Annotated in this window: 24 protein-coding genes and 2 riboswitches; of the genes, 14 read left to right on the forward strand and 10 right to left on the reverse strand. The window is 67.1% G+C overall.

Annotated elements, in window-relative coordinates:
- Positions 1-9: 9 nt before the first annotated feature.
- Positions 10-1,239, forward strand: a complete 1,230-nt coding sequence (locus QK287_RS03550; protein ID WP_282359277.1) for an amidohydrolase family protein — start codon at positions 10-12, stop codon at positions 1,237-1,239.
- Positions 1,240-1,257: 18 nt separating this feature from the next.
- Here the strand turns inward: QK287_RS03550 and QK287_RS03555 are convergent, their stop codons facing one another.
- Complete coding sequence (locus QK287_RS03555; RefSeq protein ID WP_226774625.1) at positions 1,258-1,938, reverse strand: histidine phosphatase family protein; 681 nt, start codon at positions 1,936-1,938, stop codon at positions 1,258-1,260.
- A gap of 51 nt (positions 1,939-1,989) precedes the next feature.
- Here QK287_RS03555 and QK287_RS03560 point away from each other — a divergent pair, with 51 nt between their 5' ends.
- Positions 1,990-2,763, forward strand: a complete 774-nt coding sequence (locus tag QK287_RS03560; protein WP_282359279.1) for a CPBP family intramembrane glutamic endopeptidase — start codon at positions 1,990-1,992, stop codon at positions 2,761-2,763.
- Between the two features lie 142 nt (positions 2,764-2,905).
- Here QK287_RS03560 and QK287_RS03565 read toward each other — a convergent pair whose 3' ends face one another.
- The gene (locus QK287_RS03565) at positions 2,906-3,544 is read right to left on the reverse strand and encodes a VOC family protein (RefSeq protein ID WP_226774623.1); all 639 of its coding nucleotides are present in this window, start codon (positions 3,542-3,544) and stop codon (positions 2,906-2,908) included.
- Between the two features lie 204 nt (positions 3,545-3,748).
- Positions 3,749-3,864, forward strand: a riboswitch (SAM riboswitch).
- Between the two features lie 64 nt (positions 3,865-3,928).
- Between QK287_RS03565 and QK287_RS03570 the strand changes: the two genes are divergently transcribed.
- From QK287_RS03570 to QK287_RS03580, 3 genes are all read left to right on the forward strand, one after another.
- Entirely contained in the window at positions 3,929-5,245 is a 1,317-nt protein-coding gene (locus QK287_RS03570; protein WP_282359280.1) for a bifunctional o-acetylhomoserine/o-acetylserine sulfhydrylase, read from the forward strand.
- 81 nt (positions 5,246-5,326) lie between these two features.
- A riboswitch (SAM riboswitch) is annotated at positions 5,327-5,442 on the forward strand.
- A gap of 11 nt (positions 5,443-5,453) precedes the next feature.
- Positions 5,454-6,638, forward strand: a complete 1,185-nt coding sequence (locus tag QK287_RS03575; RefSeq protein WP_282359281.1) for a homoserine O-acetyltransferase — start codon at positions 5,454-5,456, stop codon at positions 6,636-6,638.
- Positions 6,639-6,818: 180 nt separating this feature from the next.
- Complete coding sequence (locus QK287_RS03580; protein WP_282359282.1) at positions 6,819-8,201, forward strand: MFS transporter; 1,383 nt, start codon at positions 6,819-6,821, stop codon at positions 8,199-8,201.
- 121 nt (positions 8,202-8,322) lie between these two features.
- Here the strand turns inward: QK287_RS03580 and QK287_RS03585 are convergent, their stop codons facing one another.
- Positions 8,323-9,228, reverse strand: a complete 906-nt coding sequence (locus QK287_RS03585) for a LysR family transcriptional regulator (protein WP_226772950.1) — start codon at positions 9,226-9,228, stop codon at positions 8,323-8,325.
- A 176-nt stretch (positions 9,229-9,404) separates the two neighbouring features.
- On the opposite strand from QK287_RS03585, the gene mmsB reads away from it, so the two are divergent.
- Genes mmsB through QK287_RS03600 form a run of 3 tightly spaced genes read left to right on the forward strand, consistent with a single transcriptional unit; the run spans position 9,405 to position 12,392 of the window.
- Entirely contained in the window at positions 9,405-10,313 is a 909-nt protein-coding gene (mmsB, locus tag QK287_RS03590) for a 3-hydroxyisobutyrate dehydrogenase (protein ID WP_282359287.1), read from the forward strand.
- 24 nt (positions 10,314-10,337) lie between these two features.
- Positions 10,338-11,822: a CoA-acylating methylmalonate-semialdehyde dehydrogenase gene (locus QK287_RS03595; RefSeq protein WP_282359288.1), complete on the forward strand. Its 1,485-nt coding sequence runs from the start codon at positions 10,338-10,340 to the stop codon at positions 11,820-11,822.
- 9 nt (positions 11,823-11,831) lie between these two features.
- Positions 11,832-12,392, forward strand: coding sequence for an isochorismatase family protein (locus QK287_RS03600; protein ID WP_226772947.1), 561 nt, complete (start codon positions 11,832-11,834; stop codon positions 12,390-12,392).
- Here QK287_RS03600 and QK287_RS03605 read toward each other — a convergent pair.
- On the reverse strand, positions 12,379-12,897 hold the full coding sequence (locus QK287_RS03605) for a hypothetical protein (RefSeq protein WP_282359291.1): 519 nt from the start codon (positions 12,895-12,897) through the stop codon (positions 12,379-12,381). The genes QK287_RS03600 and QK287_RS03605 overlap by 14 nt on opposite strands.
- 74 nt (positions 12,898-12,971) lie before the next feature.
- Positions 12,972-13,769, reverse strand: coding sequence for an SGNH/GDSL hydrolase family protein (locus QK287_RS03610; RefSeq protein ID WP_226774981.1), 798 nt, complete (start codon positions 13,767-13,769; stop codon positions 12,972-12,974).
- Positions 13,770-13,917: 148 nt separating this feature from the next.
- Here QK287_RS03610 and QK287_RS03615 point away from each other — a divergent pair, with 148 nt between their 5' ends.
- Positions 13,918-14,568, forward strand: coding sequence for a phospholipase (locus tag QK287_RS03615; RefSeq protein ID WP_226774970.1), 651 nt, complete (start codon positions 13,918-13,920; stop codon positions 14,566-14,568).
- 44 nt (positions 14,569-14,612) lie between these two features.
- On the opposite strand, the gene QK287_RS03620 is transcribed toward QK287_RS03615, so the two are convergent.
- Positions 14,613-14,849 (reverse strand): RNA-binding S4 domain-containing protein, encoded by a 237-nt coding sequence (locus QK287_RS03620; RefSeq protein WP_226774971.1) that lies wholly within the window; start codon positions 14,847-14,849, stop codon positions 14,613-14,615.
- A 33-nt stretch (positions 14,850-14,882) separates the two neighbouring features.
- On the opposite strand from QK287_RS03620, the gene QK287_RS03625 reads away from it, so the two are divergent.
- From QK287_RS03625 to QK287_RS03635, 3 genes are all read left to right on the forward strand, one after another.
- Positions 14,883-15,872, forward strand: a complete 990-nt coding sequence (locus QK287_RS03625) for a DMT family transporter (protein WP_226774972.1) — start codon at positions 14,883-14,885, stop codon at positions 15,870-15,872.
- A gap of 183 nt (positions 15,873-16,055) precedes the next feature.
- On the forward strand, positions 16,056-17,441 hold the full coding sequence (locus QK287_RS03630; RefSeq protein WP_226774973.1) for a glycine--tRNA ligase: 1,386 nt from the start codon (positions 16,056-16,058) through the stop codon (positions 17,439-17,441).
- A gap of 2 nt (positions 17,442-17,443) precedes the next feature.
- Positions 17,444-18,442 (forward strand): GNAT family N-acetyltransferase, encoded by a 999-nt coding sequence (locus QK287_RS03635; protein ID WP_226774974.1) that lies wholly within the window; start codon positions 17,444-17,446, stop codon positions 18,440-18,442.
- A gap of 81 nt (positions 18,443-18,523) precedes the next feature.
- On the opposite strand, the gene QK287_RS03640 is transcribed toward QK287_RS03635, so the two are convergent.
- The 4 genes from QK287_RS03640 to QK287_RS03655 all read right to left on the reverse strand — a co-directional run bounded on the left by QK287_RS03640 (position 18,524) and on the right by QK287_RS03655 (position 22,438).
- Complete coding sequence (locus QK287_RS03640) at positions 18,524-19,972, reverse strand: TIGR00366 family protein (protein ID WP_226774975.1); 1,449 nt, start codon at positions 19,970-19,972, stop codon at positions 18,524-18,526.
- Between the two features lie 72 nt (positions 19,973-20,044).
- Entirely contained in the window at positions 20,045-20,875 is an 831-nt protein-coding gene (locus QK287_RS03645) for a lysophospholipid acyltransferase family protein (protein ID WP_282359293.1), read from the reverse strand.
- Between the two features lies 1 nt (position 20,876).
- Complete coding sequence (locus QK287_RS03650; protein ID WP_226774977.1) at positions 20,877-21,689, reverse strand: DUF1295 domain-containing protein; 813 nt, start codon at positions 21,687-21,689, stop codon at positions 20,877-20,879.
- Positions 21,689-22,438, reverse strand: a complete 750-nt coding sequence (locus tag QK287_RS03655; RefSeq protein WP_282359296.1) for an alpha/beta fold hydrolase — start codon at positions 22,436-22,438, stop codon at positions 21,689-21,691. The genes QK287_RS03650 and QK287_RS03655 overlap by 1 nt, the downstream gene beginning before the upstream one ends.
- 283 nt (positions 22,439-22,721) lie before the next feature.
- Here QK287_RS03655 and QK287_RS03660 point away from each other — a divergent pair, with 283 nt between their 5' ends.
- Positions 22,722-22,955: a BBE domain-containing protein gene (locus tag QK287_RS03660; protein WP_282359297.1), complete on the forward strand. Its 234-nt coding sequence runs from the start codon at positions 22,722-22,724 to the stop codon at positions 22,953-22,955.
- 86 nt (positions 22,956-23,041) lie between these two features.
- Positions 23,042-24,511, forward strand: coding sequence for a YibE/F family protein (locus tag QK287_RS03665; protein ID WP_282359298.1), 1,470 nt, complete (start codon positions 23,042-23,044; stop codon positions 24,509-24,511).
- Positions 24,512-24,541 lie beyond the last annotated feature (30 nt).

Consider the following 24,541-nt stretch of genomic DNA (forward strand, 5'->3'; position numbering starts at 1 on the left):
ATGGTCTTAATGAGTACCCTGATCACAAACATTGCCGAGCTGATGACCCAGGACCGGGACCACCGGGTCCTGAAGGACGCCGCGCTGGTGATAGACGGCGAACGGATCGCCTGGCTGGGCCGGGCGTCCGACGCGCCGGCCGCCGACGGCACCGTCGACGCCAGCGGCCGTGCCCTGCTGCCGGGCTGGGTCGATTCGCACACCCACCTCATCTTTGCGGGTGACCGGACCGCCGAATTCGAGGCCCGGATGGCGGGGGAGAGCTACAGTGCGGGCGGGATCGCCGTAACCGCCGGGGCCACCCGCGCCACCGGCGACTTCGACCTCACCCGGCTGGCGATGGGCCGGGTAGCCGAAGCTGTTTCGCAGGGCACCACCTATCTTGAAACCAAAACCGGTTACGGCCTGGACGTTGACAACGAGGCCCGGAGCGCGCGGATCGCTTCCACAGTCGTCGACGAGGTCACGTACCTCGGCGCGCACCTTGTCCCCGCGGGGATTGACGCCGAGGAATACACGGAGCTCGTGTGCGGCCCGATGCTCTCCGCCGTCCGGCCGTTTGTGCGCTGGGCCGACGTCTTCTGCGAACGGGGAGCGTTCACCGAGGACCAGTCCCGGCGCGTGCTCCAGGCCTGCCGGGACGCCGGGCTGGGCCTGCGTGTGCACGGCAACCAGCTCGGCGAGGGCCCCGGCGTCAGGCTCGCCGTGGAGTTCGGCGCTGCCAGCGTGGACCACGTCAACTACCTGTCCGCCGCCGACGTCGACGCCCTCGCGGGCAGCTGGTCCGGCTGGGACGGCGGTAACGGCGGGAAGCGCCCCGGCACTGGCGCCGGACGCGGGACTGTGGCGACCTGCCTGCCGGCCTGCGACCTGTCCACCCGGCAGCCGCTGGCGCCGGGCCGGGAACTGCTTGACGCCGGCGTGCAAATCGCCCTGGCCACGAACTGCAACCCGGGCACCTCCTATACCAGCTCGATGGCGTTTTGCGTCACCACGGCGGTGCTGCAGATGCGGCTCAGCGTCCATGAGGCCGTGCGCGCCGCAACGTACGGCGGTGCGCTGGCCCTTGGCCGGGAGTCCGGTAACGACGCCGACGGAGAACGCGCTGTCGGTTCGATCGCCGTCGGGCACCGCGCGGACCTCCATCTGCTGAACGCGCCGTCCGCCACCCATCTGGCTTACCGGCCCGGCATCCCGTTGACCCACGCGGTCTGGCGGGCCGGGGTCCGGGCGCGCTGACGCCTGCCGCTGCGGCCGCTAGAACACCATCCGCGGAGCGTTCAGCACGGTCTCATCAACACGCCGGGCCTCCCACTGGCTGAACGGTTTGTCGAGTTCATACTTTTTCTCTGCGGTGCGGTACAGGGTGCGGACCTCGGCGTTGTCCGGGTTGTTGAGTGATTCGAAGTACTCCACGGACCAGTGGAACCAGCGCATGCAGAACAGCCGCATGGTCAGCCCGTGGGTCACAAACAGCGCATTGGGGGCGTAGCTGGGTTTGGACCAGTGCCGGTACAGCGTTTCCATAAATGAGGAGATCCGGTCATAGACATCGGAGCCGGATTCGCCTTCGCGGAAGCGGTAGAAGAAGTGGCCGTAGGCGTTGCGGAGTTCCTTCTGGTCTTCGATCTCACCGGCGATCTGGAAGTTGGCCCAGTCCTGCTCACGCAGCCGCGGCTCCTCGATCACGCGTTCAACCAGCGCGCCGAGGTTCATCGCCTCCAGGGTCTGATAGGCGCGCAGGTACGGGGAGACATAGACGCAGGCCGGCTGCCCGTCCAGCAGCCGCCGTACCCGTTCGCCGGCTGCCCGTGCCTGGTCGATGCCAAGCCCGGTCAGCGGGATCCGGTAGTCGGGCACCCGGTTGTAGATCGAGGTGTCGGCATTGGCGGCGGACTGGCCGTGCCGGATCATGATGATTTTCCCGGGCGCACTCATAAACCCCAAGCATAGGCGTGACGACCGGGAAAAACCGGGCAAGATAGGACCATGCTGGTTCCCTCCCGCCGTCGCCTGCGGCTAGAAGTCTGGATCGTCCTGGGCCTGTCCCTGGGCCAATCCGCCGTGTACTCGGTCGTTCAGCTGCTGGACAAGCTGACCCGGGGGCCGCTGGCGGAGGGGACTTCCACCCTGAACCGCTCCCAGAGCAGCCGCGAATACTTTGACCTGAGCTACCAGCTGCTGGACATTGTCTTCGCGCTGGTACCGGTGGTCCTGGTGCTCTATTTCCTCACCGAACACCGGGTGTCCGGTGCGGCCGGCAGCGGGGCCACGGCGTTCGGGAAACTGGGATTCACGTTTGCCCGCCCGGGCAGGGACCTGATCCAGGGCCTCGGGCTGGCGGCCCTGATCGGTGTACCTTCCCTGGGCCTGTACGCTGCGGGCCGGGCGCTGGGGATCACCACGGCGATTATCCCCAGTGCCCTTGATTCCTACTGGTGGACGGTGCCGGTGCTCATCCTCTCCGCGGTCCGGCACGGGATCGTGGAGGAAGTGATTGTGGTGGGCTACCTGCTGGACCGGCTCGGCAAGTTCGGCTGGAGCCTGCCGCTGGCCATCTTCGCCAGTTCCATGCTGCGCGGAAGCTACCACTTGTACCAGGGCTTCGGCCCGTTCATCGGCAACGCGATCATGGGCGTCGTTTTTGCACTGGTGTACACCCGAACGCGGCGCGTGATGCCGCTGGTGATCGCCCACGCGCTGCTGGACACCGTGGCCTTCGTCGGCTTCAGCCTCTTTGGCAAGGCCATCGGCCTGGGCTGAGCCGCCGGAGGGGTTCTGCGCGGAGGGGATCTGCGGGGCACGGCTGCGGCGGCCCATACGTGCTTTAAGAAATTCGGCCACCATCGGTGGGTGACGTCGTTGACACCCGCTGATGGCGGCCGAAGTGCGGGGCGGTGAAGCCTCAGATCGTGACGGCTCCGGAGGCCGTCTCAAACGTGACGGAGAGGATGCCGGGTGTCCCGCGCGGAGCAATCCAGTGCACGGCCACGTCTTCGAGCGGCTTCTCCACCGGGACGCCGAGCCATTCGGTGACGCGCTCGGCCGAACCGGCAATCGTGAGGGCGGACATTTTGACGTTGCCCTCGTAGGCCTTCGACGGGTGGAGTTCCGGATCGCCTTCCCATTTGAGCATGTACGGGACCTGGGGATCGGCGATGAGCCCAAGGATGCCAATCTGCTTCCAGACCAGCTCCCGGCCGTCCGGGAACTTGCGGTTGCCGTTGACGGCGGCGCGGCCGAGCCGGACTTCGAACGGGGCGAGGTCGTCGACCTCCACACACCAGCCCATCCAGCCGCCGCCGGCTTCGGAGCGGGCGCGGACGGCCTGGCCGAAGGGGGCCTTGTCGGAGGCCGGGTGGTTCAGGACCTCCACCACCTCGAGGTACTTGTGTCCCGCTAGCGGGATGATCATGTTGCGGGTCCCGAATCGGGGGTGTACTCCGCCCTTCACGGCTTCCACGCCGAGGGCAGACGCAATTCGTTCGGTGGTGGCAGCGAGGCCATCTTGTTCACAGGCGTAAGAGACGTGATCCATGCGCATGCCATCATCTTGGCACTTTGTGATGCGCCTCTCAGCTTAGGGTACCCTTACTGGCAGTTGGGGTCGGATCCGGACTGTTCCGGCCACACTCTCGGCAGCACACGTGGCAGCATTGGCATGGCATCAGCAGCGCCGCGGCCGGGCCAGCTTCATCTTTGTCATAAAGCTATCCACCGCCTGCAACCGGTTCCTAGACTGGGGTGAGGTCATGAGTGCCAGCGCACAGCCCCGGCTTGCTGGCCGGCAACCCTCGTATCGCGGTGGGGTGCCCCGGGTGAGGACCTGGCCGTCCGGCGCCCGCCGGGAGGCAAGCGCGGCGCCAGCACGGGCCCGGGCCACGGTGCCCAGGCTCAGGCTGTGCCCGCTCCCCTAAGGAGTGTCCCGATGTCAAGTGCCTGGTCCTTCGAAACCCGTCAGATCCATGCCGGCCAGGAGCCCGACAGCGCCACCGGCGCCCGCTCGCTGCCGATTTACCAGACGACGTCGTTTGTGTTCCCCAGCGCCGAGAGTGCCGCGAACCGCTTTGCCCTGGCGGAGCTGGCCCCCATTTACACCAGGATCGGCAACCCCACCCAGGATGCCGTGGAGCAGCGGGTTGCCAGCCTGGAAGGCGGACTCGCGGCTCTGCTGCTGAGCTCCGGACAGGCGGCGGAGACCCTGGCCATCCTGAATGTCGCCGAAGCCGGAGACCACGTGGTGGCAAGTCCCAGCCTTTACGGCGGTACTTACAACCTGCTGGCGCACACACTGAAGAAGTTTGGCATTTCCGTGACCTTCGTGGCGGACCCGGACAACCTGGCACAGTGGCGTGACGCCGTGCAGCCCAATACCAAGCTCTTTTTTGGCGAAGTGGTCTCCAACCCGCGCCAGGACGTGCTGGATCTTGAGGGCATCTCCCAGGTGGCCCACGCGGCCGGTGTCCCGCTGATCGTAGACAACACCCTCTCCACGCCGTACCTTATCCGGCCGATCGAGTGGGGTGCGGACATTGTGGTGCATTCGGCCACCAAGTACCTCGGCGGCCATGGAACGGCGATCGCGGGCGTGATAGTGGACTCGGGCAATTTCGACTTCGGCAAGGACCCGGAACGGTTCCCCGGCTTCAACACCCCGGATCCCAGCTACAACGGGCTGGTCTACGCCCGGGACCTCGGCGTGGACGGTGCCCTCGGCGCGAACCTCTCCTATATCCTCAAGGCGCGCGTGCAGTTGTTGCGCGACCTGGGCTCTGCGGTGTCCCCGTTCAACGCCTTCCTTATCGCCCAAGGCATCGAGACCCTTAGCCTGCGGATGGAGCGGCACGTTGCCAACGCCGGCCGGGTCGCCGAATGGCTGGAGGCCAGGGACGACGTCGAATCCGTCGCCTATGCCGGCCTGCCGTCCAGCCCTTGGTTCGAGCGCGGCCGCAAGTACGGACCGAAGGGGACCGGCGCCGTTGTCTCCTTTAACATCGCCGGCGGAGGCGAGGCCGGCAAGAGCTTTGTGGACGCCCTTGAATTGCACTCGCACGTCGCCAATATCGGCGATGTGCGCTCGCTGGTCATTCACCCGGCGTCGACGACACACAGCCAACTCTCGCCGGAGCAGCAGGTCGTTGCCGGGGTGAACCCCGGCCTGGTGCGGCTCTCCGTCGGCCTGGAGCACATCGACGACATCCTCGCCGACCTGGATGCCGGTTTCCGCGCCGCCAAGACCGTCTGACCAACCGTTCCCCGGGGGGGGAAGTCACACGGGCGTCACATTCTTCGCCACCGGGCGGCCGCATTTCGTACACTCAGGGGAGGTCATGAGTGCCAGCGACAGCCCCGGCTTGCTGGCCGGCAACCCTCCATTTGCGGCGGGGTGCCCCGGGTGAAGACCTGGCCTGCCGGTGAGCTGCCGGCGGGCAAGCGCGAAGTTAGGTCCTCACATGACGATTGCCGCCACCCGCCAGGGTGAATCCGCAAGCAAGACCTCCCATTCCCATGCCCCGGACCCCGGCGGCAGCGTCGCCGCGGACGGCGCGGCTGTACCGGACGGAACCGTCCGGTACCTCCGGATCGGTGACCTGGTTCTCGAATCCGGCGCCCGGCTGCCGGACGCCACCCTCGGCTACGAAACATGGGGGACCCTCAACGCCGAACGCTCCAATGCCGTGCTGATCGAGCACGCGTTGACGGGGGACACCCACGTCACGCGCGGCGCCAGTGCGGAGCCGGGCTGGTGGGAGCAGCTCGCGGGCCCGGGCGCCCCGGTGGACACGGGGAAGTACTTTGTCGTTTCGATCAATATCCTGGGCGGCTGCTACGGCTCCACCGGACCCTCGTCGACGGCACCCGACGGGAAGCCCTGGGGCTCACGGTTCCCGCTGGTCACGCTGCGCGATACCACCGACGCCGAGGCCCGGCTCGCGGACGCGCTGGGAATCCGGAGCTGGTACGCCGTGCTCGGCGGTTCCCTGGGCGGGGCGCGTGCCCTCGAATGGGCCGTCAGCTACCCGGACCGGGTCCGGCGCTGCGGGGTTATTTCAATCGGAGCCAGCAGCACCGCCGAGCAGATTGCCTTCGCCCAGGCGCAAACACTCGCCATCCGGCAGGACCCCAACTTCAACGGCGGGGATTACTACGGCGGTCCCGGGCCGGAGGCGGGACTGGCCCTGGCCCGGCGGATAGCGCATATCACCTACCGTTCGGCCGCAGAGCTGGATGGACGGTTCGGCCGGAACGCCCAGGACTCCGAGGCTCCGCTGCGTGCCGGGTCACTCGCCGGGCGCGGGCGTTACCAGGTGGAGAGCTACCTGGACCACCAGGGCAACAAGCTGGTCCGCCGCTTCGATGCGAACAGCTACATCGCCATCACCGAGGCGCTGATGAGCCATGACGTCTGCCGGGGCCGCGGCGCGCTGACGGAGGCGCTCGCCCCTGCGACGGCGGCTTTCCTTGTGGCGGCCGTCGACTCGGACCGGTTGTACTTCCCGGACCAGTCCCGGGCGCTCGCGGCTGCCCTGCCGGGCAACGTTGCGGTGCACACCATCGAGGCGCCCATCGGCCACGACGGCTTCCTGACTGAGATTGGGCAGCTCAACACCCAGCTCCGACAGCACTTCTTCGGGTAGTCCAGCAGCCAAAAGCCGCCGCGGGTGTGCACTTTTGCAGATGCGCTCTGCACTAATGGCCGTTGAGGCCCGGGCCGGAACCGGACATACTCGTGGGGAATGGCGCCGCGTGTCTCACCTCACAGGCGCTCTCCTCCCAATGGTCCACGAGGCGTCGAAGACGATGCCAAAGGAGTCGAAATGAGCACGGAAAACGCGGCCGCACGGCGCGCAGAAGAGCCCGACGTCAAGACGTCCGGCCTCAAAAAAGTAGTCGCGGCCTCCATGGCCGGCACTGTCGTCGAGTGGTACGAGTTTTTCCTCTACGCCTCCGCGGCGACCCTCGTCTTCGGCAAGACCTTCTTCCCCAACTCCGGCTCGGAGCTGGACGGTATCATCGCGGCTTTCCTCACCTATGCAGTTGGCTTCGTTGCCCGCCCCATCGGCGGCATCGTGTTTGGGCACTTCGGCGACAAGTTCGGCCGCAAGCAGCTGCTCCAGCTCAGCATCATCCTGGTCGGAGTTGCCACCTTCCTGATGGGCTGCCTGCCGACCTTCCAGCAGATCGGCTACTGGGCTCCGGCCCTCCTGGTGTTCCTGCGGTTCGCCCAGGGCTTCGCCGTCGGCGGTGAATGGGGCGGCGCAGTCCTCCTCGTCGCGGAGCACAGCCCGAACAAATCCCGCGGCTTCTGGGCCAGCTGGCCGCAGTCCGCAGTTCCGCTGGGCAACCTGCTGGCCACTGCGGTGCTGTTCATCCTCTCCTCGACGCTGTCCTCCGCGGACTTCCTCAGCTGGGGCTGGCGCGTGGCCTTCTGGCTCTCCGCGGTGATTGTGCTGATCGGCTACTACATCCGGACCAAGGTCACCGACGCCCCCATCTTCCTGGAGGCCCAGAAGGAAGTCACCGTCGAGAAGAAGGGCTACGGCGTGGGCGAAGTCTTCCGCCGGTACCCGCGCGGTGTGTTCACCGCCATGGGCCTGCGCTTCGCGGAGAATATCCTCTACTACCTGGTCGTCACCTTCTCGATCACGTACCTGAAGGTGGTTGTCCAGACTGACACCTCACGGATCCTGCTGCTGCTGCTCGTCGCACACGCTGTCCACTTCGCCGTGGTTCCGATGGTCGGCCGCCTGTCGGACCGCCTCGGCCGCAAACCGGTCTACATGGCCGGCGCCGTCCTGGGCGGCACCTGGGGCTTCTTCGCCTTCCCGATGATGGACACCAAAAACGACATCATCATCCTTGCTGCCATCACCATCGGCTTGCTCTTCCACGCACTGATGTATGCCGGCCAGCCGGCAATTATGGCCGAGATGTTCCCGACCCGGATGCGCTACTCGGGTGTCTCGCTCGGCTACCAGGTCACCTCGATCGTGGCCGGATCGATGGCTCCGATCATCGCCGCCTCGCTGCTGAGCACGTTCAAGTCCTCCACCCCGGTGGCCATCTACCTGCTCGGTGCCTGCCTGGTCACGATGGTGGCGGTGTACTTCCTCAAGGAAACCCGCGGCATCTCGCTCCACGACGTCGACGCCGCCGACGCCCGGGGCACCGCCGACCTCCTCGCCGCGGGCAAGAACTAACAGGCAGGAAGTAACTGCAAGAAGTACCTGCAACAAAATACCTGCAACGAAATAGCAGCAACAACAATGGCCCTTGTCCCCGCGGTGCGGGGACAAGGGCCGTTGTTGTTGGCCGCCGGGCTCAGCCCAGCAGGACATCCTGGCGCTCGGAGATCTCGGTCCGGACGGCCGCCAGGACGGCCTGCACCGGCGCGGAGCGCAACGATTCCGCGCGGGCCACCGCCCAGATCGGAAGTTGGCGCTGGAAGTCCGCCGGCAGGACCGGCACAAAGCCGGGGTCGCCGACCGCCAGGAAGTTCGGCAACAGCCCGATGCCCGCACCCCGGCGGACCGCCTCCAGCTGGGCAAAGATGCTGGTGGCCTGGAAGCTGGACCGCGGGACGGGAAGCTGGGTGGAACGGTGGCCAAGTTCGGCGACCTGCAGCGCCGATTCGACGTAGGACACAAAACCATGCTGCCGGACGTCGTCGAGCGTCACCGGAAGTCCGCGGTCCCGGGCGTACTGCGGGCTGGCGTACAGCCGGAGAAAGTAGTTGGCCAGGAAAATGGGCTGCGCATTGCTGACGTCGAGGTTGCCGACCACCACCTCCAGGTCCACGCCGGAGCGGTTCCGGCTGACCTTGCGCGTGGCGCTGAGCATTTCAACGTTCAGCAGCGGATGCTGACGTTGCATCCGGACAAGCGCCGGTGCAACGAATTCTGCCCCGAAGCCGTCGGGTGTGCTGACCCGGACCAGGCCCGAGAGTACGTCTTCGGACTGCGCGATGCGGTTTGTGAGCGCACCGAGGGTGCCCTCGATCGCTTCGGCGGCGGCCACGGCCTCGTTGCCAAGGTCCGTCAGTTCCCAGCCGTGCGGACTCCGCTCCAGGGTGCGCCCGCCCAGCTGTTTGTCCAGCGCCAGGATGCGGCGGGAGATGGTTGTGTGGGTTGTGCCGAGGGTCTCTGCCACCGCGTTGAACCGGCCCAGCCGGGCCACCGTCAGCAGGATCAGCAGATCGTCCGGGCTCGGCAGCCGCCGCACATCCATGGGTCTCCCTCGCAACTAAGCATGTGCATCCGTGCACATAGCATCTGTGGTTTTTTCCCTTGATTGCACTGTAGCAGGGGTGTGATGCTTAACACTGAGCATCCGGCCACTGCCGGAACCCGGGCGCTGCGTTTGACGGCGCGCACGGGATGACCCAAAGCAAAGGAGCTTATGCCATGGCAGTTATCGCCTGGATCGGACTGGGGAACATGGGCGGGTCCATGTCCGTGAACCTCGCCGCGGCCGGCCACAACGTCCGCGGTTTCGACCTCAACCCTGAGGCCGTTGCCACCGCCGCCGCAGGCGGTGTCAAGCCCGCCGGAACCGTCGCCGAGGCGGTTGACGGCGCCGACGTTGTGTTCACCATGCTTCCCAAGGGCGAACATGCCCGCGCCGTGTACCTGGGCGAAGACGGCGTGCTGGCCCACGCCGACACCAAGACCCTGCTGGTGGACTCCTCCACGATCGACATCGCCTCGGCCCAGGCCCTGCACGACGCCGCCGCTGCGGCTGGCTTCCGCTTTGTCGACGCGCCCGTCTCCGGCGGCATGAGCGGCGCGAAGGCCGCCACGTTGACGTTTATGATCGGCGGGGAGGCCGGCGCGGTGGCCGACGCCACCGAATACATCAAGCCGATGGCGGCGAACATCATCCCCACCGGCGGCGCCACCACCGGCCAGGCCGCCAAAATCTGCAACAACCTGATGCTCTTTATCAACCTCGCCTCCACGGCCGAGGGCGCGGTGCTCGCGGACCGTCTGGGCCTGGACAAGCAGGTCTTCTGGGACATCGCCTCCGTCTCCTCCGGCGACAGCTGGGCGCTGCGGACCTGGTACCCGGTGGCCGGCGTTGTGCCCACCGCCGCCTCGAACAACGACTTTGCGCCGACGTTCACCGCCGAGCTCGCCAACAAGGACATCGGCCTGGCCATCAGCGCTGCCCGCGACACCGGCACGCCGCTGGAGATCGGCGAGCACGTCCAGCAGCTTTTCCAGCGGCTCATCGACGGCGGCCAGTCCGGCACGGACTGCTCCGCAATCGTCAAGCTGGTTGATGGCTCGTTCGAGTCCGCCAAGCAGCCCTAAACCTTTTAGAAAGAGATCCTCCCCATGGAACGCATTCCGCACTTCATCAACGGCGCCCTGATCTCCGATGCCGAGCGCTACGGCCCCGTCTTTAACCCGGCCACCGGCGAGCAGGAAAAGGAGGTCGCCCTGGCCTCTGCCGGCCGCGTCCAGGAAGCCGTTGAAGCCGCCCGCGCCGCGCTGCCGGGCTGGCGCGCCACAAGCCTCGCCAAGCGCACCACCATCTTCTTTAAGGTCCGCGAACTGCTGTTGGCCCGCCGGCCTGAACTGGCTGCCCTGCTGACCAGTGAACACGGCAAGGTCCTCTCCGATGCCGAGGGCGAAATCACCCGCGGCCTGGAGAACATCGAATTCGCCACCGGGCTCTCCCACGCGCTCAAGGGCGAACGTTCCGAACAGGTCGCCGGCGGCGTCGACGTTCACTCGGTGCGCCAGCCGGTCGGCGTCGTCGCCTGCATCACGCCGTTCAACTTCCCGGCCATGGTGCCGCTGTGGATGATCGGCAGCGCCCTGGCCTGCGGAAACACTGTGCTGCTTAAGCCCAGCGAAAAGGATCCGTCATCCGCGGTCTTCATCGCCCAGGTCTTCGCCGAGGCCGGCCTGCCCGCCGGTGTGTTGAACGTTGTGCACGGCGACAAGGAAGCCGTCGACGTCCTGCTCGAACACCCGGACGTCAAGGCCATCAGCTTTGTCGGTTCGACGCCGATCGCCCAGTCCATCTACAGGCGTGCCGCCGACCACGGCAAGCGTGTGCAGGCCCTGGGCGGCGCCAAGAACCACATGGTGGTCCTCCCCGACGCGGACCTGGCAATGGCCGCCGACGCCGCCGTCTCGGCCGCCTACGGTTCCGCCGGGGAACGTTGTATGGCCGTCAGCGTCCTGGTCGCCGTCGGGAACATTGCCGACGAACTCGTAGCGGCGATCAGCACCCGAATGGCCACGCTCAAGATCGGGCCCGGTACCGACCCCGCCTCGCAGATGGGCCCGCTGATCACCGCAGCGCACCGTGACAAGGTGGCCTCCTATGTCGCCGGCGCGGCCGAGGAAGGCGCCACAGTCGTGGTGGACGGCCGGGAGCAGGCCTTTGACTCCAACGGCTTTTTCATCGGCGTCAGCCTGGTGGACCACGTTAAGCCCGGCATGAAGGTCTACGACGATGAGATTTTCGGCCCCGTCCTGTCCGTAGTCCGGGTCGAGAGCTACGCCGACGCCGTGCAGCTTGTCAATGACAACGAGTTCGGCAACGGCGTGGCGATCTTCACCCGCGACGGCGGCGCAGCCCGGCAGTTCGAGTTCGACGTCGAGGCCGGCATGGTCGGCGTGAACGTGCCGATCCCGGTGCCGGTGGGTACCTTCTCCTTCGGCGGCTGGAAGAACTCGCTCTTCGGCGACACCCACATGTACGGTCCGGAGAGCATCCGCTTCTACACCCGGGGCAAGGTCGTCACCACCCGCTGGCCGGATCCCGCCACCTCGGTGATCGACCTGGGGTTCCCGCAGGTCGACTAAAGTCGGCTTATGAGCACGCTTGAGAACCGGCCCAACACGGCCCTGGTCGTCGTGGACATGCAGCTCGACGTCGTCGCGGCGGCCTACCGCCGCGACGACGTCATCGCGGCCATCGCCACCCTCGTGGACAAGGCGCGCGACGCCGGGGCGGCGGTCGTCTGGGTGCAGCACAGCGGGGCGGAACTCCCGAGCGGCAGCGCAGGCTGGCGCTATGTTCCCGAGCTCGTCCGGGGCGAGGCGGAGCCTCTGGTGCCCAAGGAGTACAGCGACGCCTTCGAAGCGACCGACCTGGAGTCAGTGCTGGCCGGCCGCGGCATCGGCCGTTTGTTCCTGGCCGGAGCGCAGACCGACGAGTGCATTCGCTCGACCCTCCACGGTGCCATCACCCGCGGATATGACGTCACCTTGGTGGCGGACGCCCACACCACCGAGGACCTTAGTGAATTTGGTGCGCCGCCGCCGGAACTTGTGGTGGCCCACACGAATCTCTATTGGCGGTACCACCGGGCTCCGGGGCGCACCGCAGGAACCGTGAACGCTGCCGACGTGGACTTCGCTAGCCCTTCATGATCTCGGCCCGCTGGGCCATGTAGTCCTCCATGGAGAGCTCGCCGTCGCTGTACCGCTGGTCCAGGTCGGCGAGCTTGCGCGCCCGGAAGCCCTGCGGGGCCGCCGGCGGTTGAGGCGACGGCTCCGGGGTCGGAACCGGGGTCGGAATCGGCGCCGGCGGCTGCCATTGCTGCTGCGGCGCGGCCTGCGGCGGGTGATTCAGGTACTCCGGGCTGTCCTCATACGGGGCGCGGTAGTCCTGCTTCGCGGGAGGCTGCGGTGCGCCGAGCTGTCCGAATCCGCCGTAGTAGTCCCGCTGGGTGAAGCCGTCCCGCGGCGGGTTTCCCTGCTGGCCGGGGTGCTGGCCGGGGCCGGGACCGGCGCCGGGGAAGTTGCCGAACCGGTCCGGCAGTCCGCCGGGCATACCCTGGTTCCGGTTTCGGCCGCGCACCGACTTCTTGTAGTAGCGCATAGCCATCGGGACCAGGAATGACAAAACGATGATCCAAAAGAACAGACTGTTCACGGCACGCCTTTCAGGAAGTGTCCTTCCAGCCTAACGCGCAGACCGGTTCCGGGGTGCCCGGGACCGGGCGCCGGTCAGGACCGTACGGGCTCGCCGGTGCCGGGAGGGCCTTCGCCCGACCCCAGCGGCATGCCGGGTCCGAAGACGGGCCCCGGGAGCGGGCGCTTGGCTGTGACGCCGTCGCCGGAGGAACGGTGCCGGATCCGCCGGACGACCCACGGCACAAAGTATTCACGGGCCCACACCAGATCACCGGACCGGGCCTGCCGCCAGCTTTGCGGCGGCAGCGGCTTGGGGGAGAGGGGCTCCAGGGTGTGCTCGACGTTGAGGGATTCCAGGACCATGGCCGCGATGGTGTGATGGCCCAGCGGCGAGAAGTGCAGCCGGTCCGCATCCCACATCTGCGGGTCGTTCAGCTGCCGCAGGGACCACATGTCCGCGATGATGGCGTCGTGGCGGGCCGCGATGGTGCGGAGGTTCTCGTTATAGATGGCCACCTTGCTCCGTACCCGGCCCAGCACGGAGGAACCGGTGTCGGGACCGTTGAAGAGGACCACTGTGGCGCCGGCCAGGGCGAGGATCTGCACCACCGAATCCAGTTTCTCGGCTAGGGCATCCGGGTCTCCGCCGGGGCGGATCAGGTCGTTTCCGCCGGCGGACAAGGTCACAAGGTCGGGCCGCAGGGACAGGCAATGCGCCAGTTGCTGGTCCACTATCTGCTGCAGGAGACGGCCCCTGACGGCCAGGTTGGCATAGGCGAAGCCGTCGTGGCCGCGGCTCAGTTCCTCGGCCACGCGGTCCGCCCAGCCCCGGTGTCCACCCGGACTCGCCTGTTCGGGGTCGCCGATGCCCTCGGTAAAGGAGTCACCCATGGCCACGTAGCGGGACCAGGGATGGGCAATGACGTTGTCCGGGGAGGTCGCGAGGGCTTCAGTTTCGTTCACCTTCATATGGTGCACTCTTCCGGTAAAGCCGCGCCACCGGAAATTGTTACTTCCAGGTAACTGTAAGAATGGAGCCATGACACACGCTGTTGCCTTCCCCGCCCCTGTTGTCCTGTGGTCCCAACCGGAGCCAGAGCGGGCCGGCAGGCCGCTGCTGGTCCTGCTGCACGGCTATGGGGCCAACGAAGCGGACCTTATGAGCCTGGCCGAGCTGCTGCCGCCGGAATTCGCCGTCGCGTCGGTGCGCGCCCCGATGGTCTCCGGTGCAGGCTTCACCTGGTTCCCGTTGTCGGCGTCGATCGGCTACTCCCTGGACGCCGTCAAGGATGCCGCCGGGTACGTCGAGAACTGGCTCGACTCGGTTCGTCCGAACCACCCGTCCGTGACGCTTTTGGGCTTTTCAATGGGGATGGCGCTCGCCACCGCGCTGTTGCGCCGGCGGCCCGCGGACTACGCCGCCGTCGTCGGACTCTCCGGTTTTGCGGTCGACGCCGGTGCTGACAGCGGTTTCCGTGACGCGGAGCTGGACGGGACGGTGCCGATGTTCTGGGGCCGCGACCAGCAGGATCCCGTGATCCCGGCCGAGAAGGTCGACTTCACCCTGGGCTGGGCCCGTCAACACGTTAAGCTCACCAAGGTCCTGTACACCGGAATGTGGCACGGCATCAACCAGCAGGAAATCGGGCACGTCGGCGAGTTCCTGACCCATGAGGTGCTGAGGAGCTGAACCGGCGGCGCCGGGGCGGACTGTGCCCGGCGCCAGTGTCCGGGTTACGCTCCGGCAGGGGTACTGATCCGCACTGTCCTGCCGTTGACGGTTACGGTGTCCCCGTGGTGGAGCTGGCGGCCGCGGCGTTCGTCAATATCGCCGTTGACCTTCACGAGTCCGCCCTTGATCAGCTCCGCCGCTTCCACCCCGTCCTCAACCAGGCTGGCCAGCTTCAAGAGCTGGCCGAGCCGGATCATGTCGTCGCGGATGGGGACCTCTGCAATTTCCGGTTTGCTCATAGAAGTAATGATGCCTGACGAAAGGGGCCAGCAATGACCCACACACCCCGGCTTCCGTTCCTCGCGGGGCTGCCCCTCGCCGTGGCGGCGGGGCTGATGATGCCCGTGCAGGGCAGGATCAACGGCGCCCTGGGGACGGCGCTCGCGGACGGAATCGGCGCCGCTGTGGTGAGTTTCTCGACCGGGCTGGTGGTGATGATCGTGATTTCGCTCGTCCTGCCGCGCGGACGGGCCGGGCTGGCGCAGATCCTGCCGGCCGTCCGGGAGCGCCGGTTCCCGCCCTACTTCGTCCTGGCCGGCTGCATCGGCGCTTTCTTCGTCTTCGCGCAGTCGTTCACGATCGGCGTGCTGGGGGTAGCCCTGTTCACGGTCGCTGCCGTGACCGGCCAGACCCTCAGCGGGCTGCTTGTCGACCGGATCGGGATTGGCCCGGCCGGCCGGAGATCCATCACCGGAATCAGGGTGCTGGGCAGCGTCCTGACCGTTGCCGCCGTCGCCTGGGCCGTATCTCCGCGCTTCTCCGGTGCTGAAGCGGGAATGTCCGATCTGCTGGTTCCGGTCCTGGTCCCCGTCCTGGCCGGCTTCCTGATGAGCTTCCAGCAGGCCATGAACGGCACCGCTGCTGTGCACTACGGCACACCGATCGCCGCTACCCTGATGAACTTCATCGCCGGCTCGGTCCTGCTCTGGGCCGCGTGGCTGGTCAAGGCCGCCGTCGCGGGTCCAGGCAATGCGCTGCCGGGGGAGTGGTGGTACTACCTGGGCGGGCCCATGGGCTGCGTCTTTATCGGCGTCGGGGCCCTGCTGGTGCGCAGCCTGGGCGTGCTGGTGACCGGACTGGGCATGATCGCGGGCCAGCTGCTGGGTTCGCTGGGACTGGACCTGGCGTTCCCGTCACCCGGCACGGTGGTGGAGCTGCCCACCGTGCTGGGAACACTGCTGACCCTGGCCGCCATTGTGCTCGCGAGCCTGCCGTGGCCCCGGGGTGTCCTGGGGCGGGGCCGGGGACCGGCTGCCCGGTAGGCTAGGAGGCGCAGCTTCCTGCACCGCCACCATTAAGCACTCCTCCGGGACCGGCTGGTTGGCGCGTGCCGGTGTTTGTGTTTTAGTTTTGCGTTTTTGTAGTGCCCCGACCGGCAACCAGCCGGGGTTCCGGGGCTGAGACCGCGGACCGCACCCAGCGGCCCTGTAGAAAGTGGAGTTCCCATGGCAGCAAAATCCGTCCTCGACCAGATCATCTCCCTCGCCAAGCGCCGGGGTTTCGTATTCCAGGCCGGTGAAATCTATGGGGGTTCCCGTTCGGCCTGGGACTATGGGCCCCTGGGTGCCGAGCTGAAGGAAAACATCAAGCGCCAGTGGTGGCAGTCAGTGGTCCGTGGCCGCGACGACGTCGTTGGCCTGGATTCCTCGGTCATCCTGCCCCGCCAGGTCTGGGAGGCATCCGGGCACGTTGACGTGTTCTCCGACCCGCTGGTCGAATGCCTCTCCTGCCACAAGCGTTACCGCGCCGATCACCTCGAGGAAGAATTCGAGGAGAAGAAGGGCCGTCCCCCCGAGAACGGCCTTAAGGACATCGCCTGCGCAAATTGCGGCACCCGCGGAGAATGGACCGAGCCGCAGGAATTCTCCGGCCTGCTCAAGACCTACCTCGGCCCGGTGGCCAACGAAGAGGGATTGCACTACCTGCGTCCGGAAACGGCCCAGGGCATCTTTGTGAACTTCTCCAACGTGCTCACCACGTCCCGCAAGAAGCCGCCCTTTGGCATCGGCCAGATCGGCAAGTCCTTCCGCAACGAGATCACACCGGGCAACTTCATCTTCCGCACCCGTGAGTTCGAGCAGATGGAAATGGAATTCTTCGTCGAACCGGGCACCGACGAGCAGTGGCACCAGTACTGGATGAAGGAGCGGATGTCCTGGTACACGGGCCTCGGCATCCGGGAAGAGAACCTGCGCTTCTTCGAGCACCCGCTGGAGAAACTCAGCCACTACTCCAAGGGCACCACCGACATCGAGTACCGCTTCGGCTTCCACGGCTCGGAGTGGGGTGAGCTTGAGGGCGTCGCCAACCGCACCGACTTCGACCTCTCCACCCACGCCAAGGCCTCCGGCCAGGACCTGAGCTACTTTAACCAGGCCACCAACGAGCGCTACACCCCGTACGTGATTGAACCGGCCGCCGGGCTGACCCGTTCGTTTATGGCGTTTATGATCGACGCGTACACCGAGGACGAGGCACCCAACTCCAAGGGCGGCGTCGACGTCCGCACAGTACTCAAGCTTGATCCGCGCCTGGCCCCGGTCAAGGCGGCAGTGCTTCCGCTCAGCCGGAACGAGGATCTGTCCCCGAAGGCCAAGGACCTCGCTGCCCAGTTGCGCAAAAGCTGGAACATCGAGTTCGACGACGCCGGCGCCATCGGCCGCCGCTACCGCCGTCAGGACGAAATCGGCACGCCGTTCTGCATCACAGTGGACTTCGAGACCCTGGACGACCAGGCCGTCACCATCCGCGAACGCGACACCATGAGCCAGGAGCGCGTTTCCCTGGACAAGGTGGAGGGTTACCTGGCCGCACGGCTGATCGGCGCCTGATCGTGGCGATCGCATACCGTCAATGGCGCGACGGCGACGACCTGGCACTGCTCGAAATCTGGGGCGGGCCCGAGACCGAGCAGGCCCGGCAGTTCCGCGGTACCCTGGCCCCCTCGGGCGGGGCGCCGTGGCGGCGCTGCATCGTGGCCGAGGACGTCGTCGACGGTGTGGCCATCCCGGTCGCGGCCGGCGTTGTGCACGAGGCCTCGTTGCACCCGGAACGGCTCTGGGCCTACATCGAGGTTGACCGGCACCACCGCCGCACGGGCGTCGGCTCGACGCTGCTGACCATGCTGCGGCACGAGGCGGCCCAGTCGCCGTCCGGTGTCAGCCGGCTGCGGACCAAGGTGGAGCCGGGCACCCCCGGCGCGGCCTTCGTCGAGGCGGCAGGGATGGTGCCGATCCAGCGTTCCCGGCTCGTCGTCGTCGACCCCGGCGCGCTTAAGCTGCCCGTTTTCGGCGACGGTTCCGAGGCTGCTGCCTCCGAGCAGGTGGAGGACCTGGCCACCGGTTCGGTGGAGCTCAGCGATGTGGTGGGACGCTACTACACGTCCGTGCACGGCTGGGACAGCCCGGGTGAGCTCAGTATTGCCAAGGTCCAGCGCTTGTTCCTGGACGAGCTCAGCGGAGCGCACGGCGCGATTGTGCTGCGCGCACCGAAGGCCAGTGCCTTCGGTGCGGGGGTGCCGGCCAGCAGGAAGGGCAGGCTCGAGGCTTTTGCCATCAGCTACGCCGAGCTCGTACCCGTCGACGGAACGGCGGGCGAAGCCCCGTCCGGCCAGCCCACCGACGTATTCCTGGGCCACGAGCCGAACCTCTCCGCGGACGAAGCCCAGGCAGCGGTTCGGGACTTGCTGGCGCTGATTGCGTTCCAGCACCCGGTGCTGCTGGAACTGGACGACTCGATGTCGGCGCTGAGCGCCGTCGTCGAGCCGCTGCTCGAAAGCGGCAAAGCCCGTCTGCAGGGTGCCAATACGCTGGTGGTCTCGGACCCGGCCTAGCCATTAACCCAACTGACCCGCAGTTGCGGCCGTTATGAAGCGTGATAACGGCCACAGCTGCGGGTCAGTTTGCGTGCAGGCCTATTTACCCGGCGGCATCACCGGGGGAACGAAGTCGAACGTCATGCCCAGGAGCCAGACGAGCAGCAGCACCACCGGCAGGTGGAACACAAACTGCAGGAAGGTAAAGCCCACCAGGTCCCGGGCCCGCAACTTCAGCACGGCGAGCAACGGAAGCATAAAAAACGGGTTGATCAGGTTCGGCAGGGCCTCGGCGATGTTATAGATCTGCACGGTCCAGCCGAGGTTCATCTGGACGTCGGTGGCCGACTGCATCACGTACGGCGCCTCGACGAGCCACTTGCCGCCACCGGAGGGGACAAGCAGGCCGAGCAGGGCGGTGTACAGCGCAATAACGACGGCGAACCCGCCGCCGCTGCCGATGCCCGAGAAGAACTCGGCCAGGTGCGCGGAGATGGTCATCCCGCCGTTGCCGGTGGCCTTGGTGAGGATCGCGGCCATCGCCGCATAGAGCGGGAACTGGACCAGGATTCCGGCGGTCGCCGGAACAGCCTTGGTGACGGCCTGCAGGAAGTTCCGCGGGGTCCCGTGCAGCACCAGGCCCAGGATGAGGAAGACCAGCAGGTAGCCGTTGAGGCTGCTCACCACGGTGAGGAAGGGCTTGGTAAGGAACTGCGAGATAAGCCAGCCGAGTGTCAGGATGCCGGCCAGCACCGGCAGGATGATGCTGTATTCGAGCCACTCGCCCGGGCGCGAACGCGGTGCCGGTTCGCCCGGCGCGTCGTCAAGGTCGACGCCGAGGTCCGCGGCGGTGCGGATGGCGCCGCCCCGGGGCGCCGAGAAGTGCGCGATGACTGTGGTCAGCGCCATCAGGATTGCCAGGGTGAGCAGCGACTGCCACGTGAAGATGGTGGTGCCGAAGTCCAGGATGCCGGTGATCTTCAGCAGTGCCGGCGGCAGTGAGGCGGCGGTGGCCTGCAGCTGTGCTGCGGAGGAGGACAGCCCGAGCGCCCAGACGGCGCCGAGGCCCATAAAGGCTGCGGCGCCAAGCGCGCGGTAATCTACCGTCAAGTCTTTGCGGCGGGCGATGGCACGGGCCAGCAGGCCGCCGAAGATGAGGCTCAGGCCCCAGTTCAGGAAGGACACCGACATTGACATCAGCGCGACAAAGCTGACCGCGGTTTGGGCGGTGGCCGGGACGAGGGCCAGCCGGCTGATCAGCTTGGCTACGGGCGGTGAGGTCGCCACAACGTAGCCGGTCAGCACCACCATCGCCATCTGCAGGGTAAAGGCCGTCAGGTCCCAGAATCCGTTGCCGAATGAATCGGCGATGGACTGGGGCGAAGCTCCGATGGCCAAGGCGGCCACAGCGATGATGATGACGCCGGCCAGGGCGAAGACGTAGGCGTCCGGAAACCACTTCTCGGTCCACGCGGCCAACCGTTGGGCTATCCGGGCGAGACCGCGTTCTTCGCCGCTTTCGCTTTTGCTCAGGACTGTGTTTGCCACAGGGGTGTACCTCTCCATTGAGTGCTCATTTGTACCCGTAGGAGTGTAGCCAAACGATGGCGGTATCCAGGCTTATCGGCGCCGGCCGCCTGCGCGCCGCGGACCTTCGGCCTTGTCCAGCCGCCTGCGTTCGTCCTCGGTAGGTGCTCCGCCGCCGAGGGCCGCGGGCATCCACCACGCACCCGGGGCCGGGTCCAGGGGGAAGTCCGCGATACAGGTATCGATGCCAGCCTGCAGGGACCGTCGCAGCGAGTCGGTGGCCGCCCGGGCGTCCTGGGACGGGTCGACGCAGACCGGTTCCCCGACGTGGATCCGGACTGGCGCGCGCCAGGCGCGGGCAGGGGAAAAGCCGTGGTTCCTTGTCATCAGCCGGTGGGCGCCCCAGACGGACACAGGGATGATGGGCACCCCGGCCTCGGCCGCCATCCGCACCGCGCCGGTCTTGCACTCGCGCACGCGGAAGCTGCGGCTGACGCCGGCCTCCGGCAGGATCGCGATGATCTCGCCCGCGCGGAGCTTTTCCACGGCGGCGTCGTAGGCATGGGCGCCGGTTCCATAGCCGACGACGATGTGCCCGGCTGCGCTGATGGCCGGGCCCGCGAACCAGTGGTCGGCCGCCCCCTGGGTGATGAGGAAGCGCATCTGGGCCTTGGCGCGCGACCAGAGCAGCACTTCGGCGAAGGCGAAGTCGAGGTACCCGAAGTGGGTGATCGCGACGACGGCGCCACGGCCCGGGACCACCCGGCGGGACCGACCCTCCCGGCCCCCGCCGCGGGACTCCGGCGCCGGGAGGTGTTCCTGCCCGGTCACGATGACCCGGATCCGGAAGAGCCGGCGCAGCATTCGCCCGGTGCTGACGATCACGCGGTAGAAGCCGTCATTGGGCCTGGGGCGCCAGGGCATGTCAGCGACCGCCCTGAATCCGGCGGGGCGGCAGGGGCAGGAAGCCCGACGTGGACTCCACATATTCCTTATAGCCCGGGCGGGCGGACATGGCCTTCTCGGTCAACGGCTTGCCGGATTTGCCCGCTAGCAGCCAGATCATCAGTGCAGGGGAGAGGACCGTCAATACCCCCGGCCAGGAATCGGCGGCCACCAGGAAGATTCCGGTCCAAACAGCGGCGTCGCCGAAGTAGTTCGGGTGCCGGGTATAACGCCAAAGCCCTGTGTTGAGCACGGTCCCGCGCCGGGACGGATCATCCTTGAACTGCGCCAGCTGCCAGTCGCCAACCGCCTCGAAAACAAAACCGACAGTCCACAGCAGCACACCAAGCCATGCCAGCCAGCCAAGGTTTCCGGTGCCGAACATCCCGACCTGGACGGTCAGGGAGACGAAGAACAGGATCACACCCTGCGGCAGGTAGACCTTGCGCACCGCGTAGCTGTTGCGGGACCCCGGAGCTGAGGAGAGCATGTCGACGTAGCGGGGATCCTCGTGGCCGCCGCGGGCCCGAAGCCCGATGTGGACGGCGAGGCGGATGCCCCAGACCGCCACCAGCGCCAGCAGCAGCAGCCGCCGGCCGCCGTCGCCGGCTCCGGCGGAAAGGAACCAGGAGATGACGGCCGCCACTACAAAGCCCAGGCCCCAGACGGTGTCGATGACGGAGTGGCGGTTCTGCCGGACGGCGATGCTGAAGGTGATGGCCAGCAGCACCACAAGGCCCGCCGCCACCCACGGCAGGCTGGCCAGGAAGCCGGTGAGCGGAAAGTCCGCCATTACAGCACCACCGGGAGGCTGGCGGCGGCGGGAAGGAGGCTGCGGAACGAGCCGGCGCCGCCGTGTGGGTCCGGCCTTGAACCGCCCGCGAACGCATCGAGGATAAAACCGTTGGCGAGCAAGTTCCACAGGTGCAGCCGGCGGAACATAAAGTGCCCTGCTCCCTTGAGGGAGACGTAGTCCACGGACTCGGCGACGCCGTCGGCCCGGCGGGCATACGCGAGCGAGTTCCCGGGGCTGGTCCAGCGGTCCTCGGTGCCATGGACGATCAGGATCCGGCGGCCGGCCACTCGCTCCACCGGGGTTTCGGCGTTAAGCCAGGGCGCAAGGGCGACGACGGCTTCCACCTGCGGGTGGTCCGCGACGCAGAGTGCGGTCAAGCCCCCCATCGAGTGGCCCAGAAGATAGATCGGAACCCCAGGATGTTCACGGCTGATGTGGTTCAGTGCCCACCGGGCATCCTGGACCGGGGACATCGCCGCGCCGTTCCAGCCCCGGTACCGGTTCCGAAGAGTCCAGACTGCCAGGCCATCGTCAGTGCCGGCGTTGCGGAGGGCGCGGGCGAAGGGCAGCATCCGGGCCGGACTCAGGTGCCGGGCGCGGACGGATTCGAAGCTGTCGGACCGTCCGCCGTGCAGGACCAGGGCAACTCCCCGGGTTTCCCCGGCTGCCGCGGCAATGCTCAATACGGCCTTGGCGGCGGGGCCCGGGCGCTCAGGTTCGCGGTCGTCTATCTTGCGTATGGCCATGCCGTACCTCCACATCGTGTCCGTCGTTTTCAACCGTCGTTTTTAACCGTCGTTTCCAACCATAGGGCGCAGCGCCCGCAGTGGGGCTCCGAGCCGCAGGGCGCGTCAGGTCCCGCGGTTCCCGGGGACGGCCCACAGGACATTCGGAGCAGTGCCCGGGAAAGATGGGCTTTAGAGCTGGGACGCGTGCCCTGCGGGCGTATCGGCCGCATCCTCTTGACGGGTTCTGGGTGAAGGAATAAGCGTTTCCGAACCGGGACGCCAGGTTCTCGCCGGTCATAGTGTGCCGTTGGGAGGACTCCCGGGACACCGAGGCGAACATCGCCTGGGTGCGGGACTATGCAGCGGCCCTGCTGCCCTATTCAGAGACTGCGGGCTACATCAACTTCATGGACGGCGACGATCTGGGCCGGTCGCGGAAAATTACGGGCCGAACTATCAGCGGTTGAGGGCGGATAAGGCCAAATACGATCCGCAGAACCTCTTCCGCATGAACCAGAATATCGCGCCGGCCTAACCAGGCGGGATACAGTGTCGCGGCGTCGCTGGTCCGGACGGCGCCGCGGAGCGCCGTAGAGTTTTTCCCATGAGGTTGAACCGCTGATGGGCGCCGGACATTCACACACCCCGCACGGGCAGGCGGATTTGACGCCGGCTGCGCTCGCCGCCCGGAAGAAAGCCAACGTCATTCTGGCCGCTGTCCTGATCCCGCTGACGCTGCTGACACTCGTGGCGATGGCGTTGCTGTGGCCCTCGGGCAGCAAAGAGGGCATCACGCTGGCCAGCCCCTATGCGGCCGCGCCCGGCGTCACTTTCGACACGGGCAAGATCCAGCGCGTTGTCACTGGCAGCTGCATGGATGCGCTCCAGCAAGGGCAGCCCGTGGCGGACGCGGGACCGCAGCAGGGATCGGAGTGCACCTTTGCGTTCACAAACCCGGACAGGGGCGGAAACCCCGTCAAGGTGGTCATCAACCCGGACGTCGCGAAGTCCCACGGCGTAAAGCCCGGCGACAACATCCGCTACCTGAACCTCTCCAAGGCCCAGGGGGCGGACACCCATGGCGCGCCGGCCTACGTCTTCGTCGACTTCGTCCGGACCATGCCGATCATTTTCCTCGCGGTGCTCTACGCCGTCGTTGTCATCGCCGTGGCCCGCTGGCGCGGGCTGCGCGCCCTGATCGGACTCGTCGGGGCTTATGCGGTGCTGGTCAGCTTTATGCTGCCCGGCCTCGTGGAAGGCAAACCGCCGCTCCTGCTGGCACTGGTGGGGTCCACGGTGATCATGATCGGGGTCCTCTACTTCGCCCACGGCTTCTCCGCCCGGACCTCGACGGCGCTGCTCGGGACCATGTTCGGGCTCGCCATCACCGCGCTGCTGGCGGCCTGGGCCACCGACGCCGCCAACCTCGCCGGGGTGGGCAGCCACGACTCCGCCACCCTGGCGAACATCTCGGACAACATCTCGATCTCCGGCATCATCCTGTGCGGCCTTATCATCTCGGGCCTGGGCGTCCTGAACGACGTCACCATCACACAGTCCTCGGCGGTGTGGGAGCTGTGGGAACTGGCGCCGGAAACGTCCGCCCGCCAGCTGTTCACCTCCGCCATGCGGATCGGACGCGACCACATCGCCTCCACCGTCTACACCATCGCCTTCGCCTACGCCGGCGCGGCCCTGCCGGTGCTGATCCTGGTGATGCTTTACGAAAGGCCGCTCGGGGACGCCTTGACCAGCGCCGAGCTCTCCGAGGAAGTGATCCGCACCCTCGTCGGTTCCGTCGGGCTTGTCCTGGCCATCCCGGTGACGACGCTGATCGCCGTGTTGGTCGTTAAAGCGACCGGGATGAGGCCAGCTGCGGGCAGGGCAGCCACCGAGGACACCCTGCACAAGGGGGCCGACGCGGGCCCCGCCGGTGCCGCAGTCATCGATGCCGCCCTGCGCGAAGGAGCCGCTGCCGGTGCCGGTGCAGCTGCCGGTCCGCGTCCGGACTTCGACGGTGCCGCTGCCGCCGGCGCCTTTGAAACTGGGCCGGCGGGGCGGCGCGGACGCCGGGCCGCCGACCGGGACTGACACCGGATTTCCACATAGCGGGCGGGGGTT

Source organism: Arthrobacter sp. AL05, assembly GCF_029960715.1.
Lineage (GTDB): Bacteria > Actinomycetota > Actinomycetes > Actinomycetales > Micrococcaceae > Arthrobacter.